The 6945-nt window shown below is 36.5% G+C and carries 6 protein-coding genes; 1 reads left to right on the plus strand and 5 read right to left on the minus strand.

What is annotated here, in order from left to right; genetic code table 11:
- Positions 1-525: 525 nt before the first annotated feature.
- The 5 genes from folD to OZD66_RS01065 all read right to left on the minus strand — a co-directional run bounded on the left by folD (position 526) and on the right by OZD66_RS01065 (position 4787).
- Positions 526-1404 (minus strand): bifunctional methylenetetrahydrofolate dehydrogenase/methenyltetrahydrofolate cyclohydrolase FolD, encoded by an 879-nt coding sequence (folD, locus tag OZD66_RS01045; protein ID WP_182367542.1) that lies wholly within the window; start codon positions 1402-1404, stop codon positions 526-528.
- Positions 1388-1963: a UbiX family flavin prenyltransferase gene (locus tag OZD66_RS01050; RefSeq protein ID WP_006280027.1), complete on the minus strand. Its 576-nt coding sequence runs from the start codon at positions 1961-1963 to the stop codon at positions 1388-1390. Before OZD66_RS01050 ends, folD begins: the two co-directional genes overlap by 17 nt.
- Positions 1956-2222 carry a DUF2312 domain-containing protein gene (locus OZD66_RS01055; protein ID WP_010082293.1) on the minus strand — a complete coding sequence of 89 codons (267 nt, stop codon included), beginning with the start codon at positions 2220-2222 and terminating at the stop codon, positions 1956-1958. Before OZD66_RS01055 ends, OZD66_RS01050 begins: the two co-directional genes overlap by 8 nt.
- Before the next feature lie 13 nt (positions 2223-2235).
- Entirely contained in the window at positions 2236-3519 is a 1284-nt protein-coding gene (locus tag OZD66_RS01060; RefSeq protein ID WP_182367545.1) for an HlyC/CorC family transporter, read from the minus strand.
- 89 nt (positions 3520-3608) lie between these two features.
- Positions 3609-4787 (minus strand): aspartate aminotransferase family protein, encoded by a 1179-nt coding sequence (locus tag OZD66_RS01065; protein WP_182367548.1) that lies wholly within the window; start codon positions 4785-4787, stop codon positions 3609-3611.
- A 275-nt stretch (positions 4788-5062) separates the two neighbouring features.
- Here OZD66_RS01065 and OZD66_RS01070 point away from each other — a divergent pair, with 275 nt between their 5' ends.
- Complete coding sequence (locus OZD66_RS01070) at positions 5063-6235, plus strand: NADH-quinone oxidoreductase subunit D (protein WP_182367551.1); 1173 nt, start codon at positions 5063-5065, stop codon at positions 6233-6235.
- Positions 6236-6945: the final 710 nt, after the last annotated feature.

Below are 6945 nucleotides of genomic sequence, written 5' to 3' on the forward strand. Positions count from 1 at the left end.
AACTATTGCATTCCAGAACAATTTGATGCATCATTCTTTTTGTAAAAAACATTCCAAACTTTCTCTCCACTTTTTCTGGGTAAGGTCAGATACTATAAACTATAAAAAAATTTCTCCGATAGTTCATATAGCAAGTAAATTCGCAAAATGAAGACTATTATTTTTATTACAGGTGTATCTACGGTTGGAAAATCAAGTTTGGCTCATATATTAGGTTCAAAGCTTTTTATGCCTAGAAACTTTGCAATTCCACTAACTATAGCTAACCCAAGAAAGGTTTCCCTACGTCATACCGCCGCGGTATCTCAGCATAGATTCCGCTAACGAGTAGCGGAATGACGAATTTGTTGTTTTTCAAATTGTAGGTAAACCTAAGCCACTTTAGCTATACTTGTAGAGAAAAAAGAATAGATGATGATCCTAAATATTTAATAAATTTGACTACTGAGGAATTTCAAAAATCTCAATTTTTTATTAATTGTGATATGGTACATTCTATCTTCATATAGCTTTCCTCTTCATACCTCAACTAATGAAATCAGAAACATCAACTCCCTTTTGCAAGCAAGCAGCAATAACAGTGTTCATCATTAGAAATGCAATGGTCATTGGGCCAACGCCCCCGGGTACTGGGGTCATAGCTTTGGCTTTCCCTTTTATTCCCTCAAAGTCAACATCACCTACAAGCTTTCCTACGTTAACGCTATTTATGCCAACATCGATCACTATTGCACCTTTCTTTATCCAGTCTGCTTGAACAAAATTTGGCTTTCCGACTGCTGCAACTACTATATCCGCTTTAGAGCAATATTCAGCTAAATCCTTGCTTTGTGAATGCAAGATGGTGACAGTGCAGTTTTCTTGCAATAGCAGGTAAAACATTGGCTTGCCCACGATATTTGACCTACCAATTACCACTGCGTTTTTACCGGAAAGGTTCTCTTCAATTGACTTAATTAAATGCAAAGAACCTTTAGGAGTGCAAGGTATAAGGCAGTTTTTTTCACCTTTAACTAATTTGCCAACGTTTTCATCATGAAAGCCATCTACATCTTTTTCAACACTTACTGTGTTAATTACTCTGCTTGCACTAATATGATTTGGTAAAGGCAATTGCACTAAAATGCCATGCACAGATGGATCTTCATTTAATTCATTGATTTTTTCAATTAATTCATCTTCTGAAATATTATCAGGCAAAACAATGGTCTCAGAACTTATGCCTATTGATTCTGCTTTTTTCTGTTTGTTGCGAACATAAACCTGACTTGCTGGATTGCTGCCCACGAGAATTACTTTCAGGCAAGGAAAAATGTTATACTCTCTCTTTAAAATATCAATTTTTTGTGATAGCCTCTCACGTAGGTCGTTTGCTATTTTTTTACCATCAATAATAATTGTCACTTCCTTGCCACTCCTTAAAGTCGGGTAATTTGATATCAAATAAATCCAATACTTTGCCAACAGAATGATTAATAATATCATCCAACGATTTCGGTTTAATATAAAAAGCAGGCACTGGTGGAGCAATAATTGCTCCCATCTCCGTTAATTTTAACATATTTTGTAAATGCCCAAGATGCAGTGGTGACTCTCGCACCATAAGAACTAACTTTCTTCTTTCTTTTAGCGTTACATCTGCAGCCCTTGTCAATAGATTGGAAGTAACACCTGATGCGATTTCAGACATTGTCTTCATAGAGCATGGTGCTACAATCATCCCTGAGGTTTTAAATGAGCCGCTTGCTATTTTTTCTCCAATCTTTTCTTCAGAATAGTAAAAATCTGCAAGTGATGTAATATCTTCAAGTTTTTCTTTAATCTCGTGAGCTAAAGTTATTTTCCCAGCACGACTTATCACTAAATGAGTTTCATAATCGACGTCTTTCAACGCTTCTAAAATACGCACACCGTAAATAGAACCAGATGCTCCACTTATTCCAATTACAATTCTGCTATTCACTTAACTCTTCTTCGTAGCTCATTCCCAATGCACGTTTATAGGTATCAAGCAATATTTCTTGTTCCTCTCTGTCATCATCATCCATCTTCCTCAGCCTAATAATTTGTTTCATCACTTTTATATCCCAACCTTCATCTGCGGCTTTTGCATATACATCACGAATGTGATCTTGCACATCCCTCTTTTCTTGTTCAAGTTTTTCGATTCTCTCTATGTAACCCTTCAACTCTTCAGCCGTTATTTTTACTGTATCTTCCATGAAACTCCACTAATTAATTGCTGCCACTAATATTACCAGTTTTTACTTGCACTTCAACAACAGTAATAATATTTTTATCTTTTTTTAAAATCTTAAAGCGAAAACCATACATGGAAAACTCCTCGCCTTCGTCAGGAATGCGCTCTATTTCATTCACAATCATACCTGCTAGAGTTGTAGCTTCTTCATCAGGGAGATTCCAGTATAACTGCCTGTTAATGTCCCTAATAGTAGATTTTCCTTCTATGTGATACATATTATCAGATATTTTCTTTATAAAATTCTCCGTAATCAAATCATGTTCATCCGAAATTTCTCCAACTATTTCTTCCAGTATATCCTCAAGAGTTACAATTCCCTGCAGTGCTCCATACTCATCAATAACAAATGCAAGGTGTTTCCTGTTCTTACGGAAGTTGTGAAGTTGCACGCTGAGCGGTGTACTTTCTGGTATGAACCAAGGCCTTGACATAACTTGGGTAATGTCAACTTCTTCCGCTTTATTATTCTTTTCACGCAAAGCATTTATTAGAGCTTTCACGTGAATTACACCTACAATGTTATCTGGTTCCTTCTGCCATAAAGGTACTCTACTGTGACTGCTGGTTAAAATCTCCCTTATTAACTCTTCTTTATTCCGATCTATATCAAGAGAAAATAGGTTTCTTCTATGGGTCATAATTTGTGATATCTCTGTCTCAGCCAAATCAAGTATGCTGCTTAGCATATCTAAATCCTGTTGCAACATAGTTCTTTCACTGCGGTGAAGAGTAATCATATTACGCATTGCATCCGCTGCAGATATCACTTCCTTATCTTTATGCAGCCCACATAATTTTAGGATGAGGTTAACAATAAATTGAATACCTAGTGTCAATGGAGAAAAAATCTTTACAAAAAACAATACAAAATAAGCAGAAAATGATGCAAATTTTTCAGGATTTTGAATAGCATAAGTTTTTGGTAGAACTTCGCAGAACAATAAAATACAAAATGTCATTATAATTGTTGATAGGAGAATGCCCTCATTTCCAAAAAGATTGATAAATATTGCTGTAAATAAAGCAGAGCAAGTAATATTAATAATTGTATTGCCGAGCAATACCGTTCCTATTGTCAATTCTTTCCTATTTAATAAGCGATCTATTACCCTGGCTTTTTTGTTACCGTCTAGCTTTAGCTTATTAACTCGAGAACGGCTAATTGAGGTTAAGCCTATTTCTGCTCCTGAGAACAAAAACGATAAAACTAACAAAACAAAAATTGCTGATGATACTAAGACCAATAACCAATCCATTAAAGTACGATGTTATTGTGATAAAAAATAAAATTAATTTTACATGTTATGAGAGGCATTTGCAATGCCTGAATTTATATTGCCGAATTTTATATACCTTTAATCTTAAAAAACAAATCATAAAGCATATTACACGCTGCGTTCACATGCTCATCCTCAATGATAAGTGGTGGGGTTACCCTTACTACTTTGTTGTTTAAAACCCTAGTTATTATTAAACCTTTATCAAGAGATCGACTAATAATTTTATCAGCTACAAGAGTTGCTAGTTCTATTCCCATTAGTAACCCTTCTCCACGAACTTCTAAAATCATCTCAGGAAATTCTTTAGCTAAAAGCAACAGCTTTTCTTTTAAATATTTACTAATTCTTTTAACATGATCAAAAAAGCCTTCTTTTAGCATTATATCGAGCACTGCATTACCAACAGTCATGGCAAGTGGATTGCCACCATAGGTTGATCCATGAGTTCCTGGAGTAATTGCTTCTGCTATATAATCTTTCACTAAACATGCAGCTAGAGGAAAACCGTTACCCATAGCCTTCGCACAGGTTAGCATATCAGGTTCAATGCCGACATTTTGATAATGAAATAAAGAACCGATGCGTCCATATCCGCACTGCACTTCATCAAAGCACAAAATTATTCCTTGAGCTTTTGTTATTTCCCTTACTTTTTGAAGATATTCTACGTCTAGTGGATATACTCCACCTTCGCTTTGTATGGGCTCTAAAAATACAGCAGCTATTTCATTGTTGATTTTTTCTTCTAATGCTTTAATGTCATTTCTTGGCACTTTATCAAAACCAGAAAGGAGCGGAGCAAAACCTTCGCGTGATTTTTCATTGCCTCCAGCAGAAATTGCAGCAATACTGCGGCCATGAAAGCCTCCTTCAATTGTAATAATACGATTACGTTTTGCTTGCCCTTTTGAATAAAAGTAACGACGAATAAACTTAATTGCAGCTTCTGTTGCTTCAAGCCCACTTGAGCAGAAAAAAACTTTATCTGCAAAAGTAAGGGTTGTTAAACGCTCGGCAAGCCTTTCTTGCTCGGGAATAGTGAAAATGTTAGAGCAGTGCCATAATGAGCTCGATTGCTCTTTCAGCTTATCTGTAATGTATGGATGACAATGCCCTAAAGAAGTTGTAGAAATACCTGCAGCAAAATCTAAATATTTTTTACCATCTTTATCAAAAAGATATGCCCCTTCTCCCCTGACTATAGGAGTGTCAAGTCTATTATACGCATTAACAACATGATCCATTTTATAAGTATTGTGGTATTATCTATACTATACCTGAAATGAATCCATTAACACAAAGCTTTTCCTTTAACCTCTTATGCTACTTCAACTAAAAATTTGGCTAATGCAAACCTTTTTTGTCATTCTATAGCTAAAGTGACTTGGTTTTACCAACACTTATTAGCCATTGTAAAAGTTTTTGTTTCTATTGAATGATAGTTGTAGCCTATGCAAGAAGTTTATTGACTTTGAGCGCACTTTAGCCTATACAATTTTAATATCTTAAACTACTGGACATGCCCGATCTAAAGACAATGATGTTAAATTTTGGACCTCAGCACCCAGCTGCACATGGAGTGTTGCGTCTTGTTTTAGAGATGGATGGTGAAGTGATCGAGAGGGCAGATCCCCATATTGGGCTTTTGCACCGCGGTACTGAAAAATTAATAGAACATAAAACGTATCTTCAAGCTTTGCCTTATTTTGATCGCCTTGATTACGTATCACCAATGTCACAAGAGCATGCATATTCACTTTGTGTGGAGAAATTGTTGCAATGTGAAGTGCCAATTAGGGCAAAGTATTTACGTGTCTTGTTTTGTGAACTGACGAGAATACTAAATCATTTACTGAACGTTTCTTCTCAAGCGCTTGATGTTGGAGCAATGACCCCTCTTTTATGGCTCTTTGAAGAAAGAGAAAAAATACTGGAATTTTACGAAAGAGCTTCAGGTGCAAGGTTTCACGCAGCTTACATCAGGCCAGGTGGAATTGCAGCAGATGTTTCAGAAGATTTGATTGAGGATATTGCAAAGTTTATAGAGCAATTTCCAAAATATATAGACGATGTTGATGAACTTTTAACAGAAAATAGGATATGGAAGCAACGCACTGTAGGAATTAGTGAAATATCAATTAAACAGGCACTTGATTGGGGCTTTAGTGGCCCAATGTTGCGCGCTGCTGGGCTTGCTTGGGATTTGCGAAAAAGCCAGCCATATGAGATATATGATCAACTAGATTTTGATATACCGATCGGCCAAAATGGCGACTGTTATGACCGTTATCTAGTTAGAATGGCAGAGATTAGGCAATCTATCAGTTTGGTGAAGCAGTGCATAGAGAAAATGCCTGAAGGGCAAATAAAAACTGAAGATAGAAAAATTTCTCCACCGTCAAGAGCAGAGATGAAAAAATCTATGGAAGCTCTGATTCACCATTTTAAGCTCTATTCAGAAGGATATCACGTACCAGAAGGTGAGGCTTATGCAGTTGTTGAGGCACCAAAAGGTGAGTTTGGAGTGTATATAGTTTCAGATGGTACCAATAGACCTTATAGGTGCCGAATAAGAGCACCTGGCTTTGCGCATTTACAAGCCTTAGACTTTATGGCAAAAGGACACATGCTTGCTGACGTTGCAGCAATTATTGGCTCACTCGATATAGTTTTTGGTGAGATTGATAGGTAATCATTGGTACCCGTTCAGGCAATGGCGTCATACAAGTAGCTGACACATAACTGTACGAACATTTGTTTGCAAAGGCAGTATGTTAAGTGTTATAGCCGATTTTGCCTCAAACACAAAGGCAGTGCCTTGACTACTTGGATCCAGAAAAATTGATTGTGTACTATACAACATTTTTGATCAAAAGCGTAACCGTTCACTGTTAGACTGCATTCTGTGATTTTTAGCAAAACATGATCTTTCATTTGAGCTTCCTTCAATTTAAAATAAATACAGAAAATTGCTGCCTATAGCTAAACTGACTTAGATTTACCAATAATCGTCATCCCGCTACTTGTTAGCGGCTAAGAGATACCGCGGCGGCATAGCTATCTTCAAAAATATGGTTGAATAATTGTGTGTATAATTATTAATATTTTTAAACACTTTGGCTATGGCTTTATCTAAGTTTCTCGACCCTAAGCTGGATTTAACCTTCAAAAAAATATGTAGGGTCAAGAACTGGCGCGCCTACTTTAGGGTTTGGTGGCTGATCCATTGTTTTCACAATAGGCCTCAATCCAAATTCCCATGTTAACGTTTCCAGCTCCCGCCTCGTCAAACGCAGCATCCGCACTACGCTTTCCTAGCAGATTCTTTACCAAAGTTTATAACATATTGTGCTGGTGATGCTTTCGGTTTGTAATACCTTATTCTGTAGTCTGAATATAGAC

The organism is Wolbachia endosymbiont of Drosophila baimaii (genome assembly GCF_028982185.1).
GTDB classification, from domain to species: Bacteria; Pseudomonadota; Alphaproteobacteria; order Rickettsiales; family Anaplasmataceae; genus Wolbachia; species Wolbachia pipientis.

Bases quoted from the DNA above. Each gene is read 5' to 3' on its own strand.
- OZD66_RS01065 (WP_182367548.1), bottom strand. From the start codon at position 4,787: ATGGATCATGTTGTTAATGCGTATAATAGACTTGACACTCCTATAGTC.
- OZD66_RS01055 (WP_010082293.1), bottom strand. From the start codon at position 2,222: ATGGAAGATACAGTAAAAATAACGGCTGAAGAGTTGAAGGGTTACATA.
- OZD66_RS01060 (WP_182367545.1), bottom strand. From the start codon at position 3,519: ATGGATTGGTTATTGGTCTTAGTATCATCAGCAATTTTTGTTTTGTTA.
- OZD66_RS01070 (WP_182367551.1), top strand. From the start codon at position 5,063: ATGCCCGATCTAAAGACAATGATGTTAAATTTTGGACCTCAGCACCCA.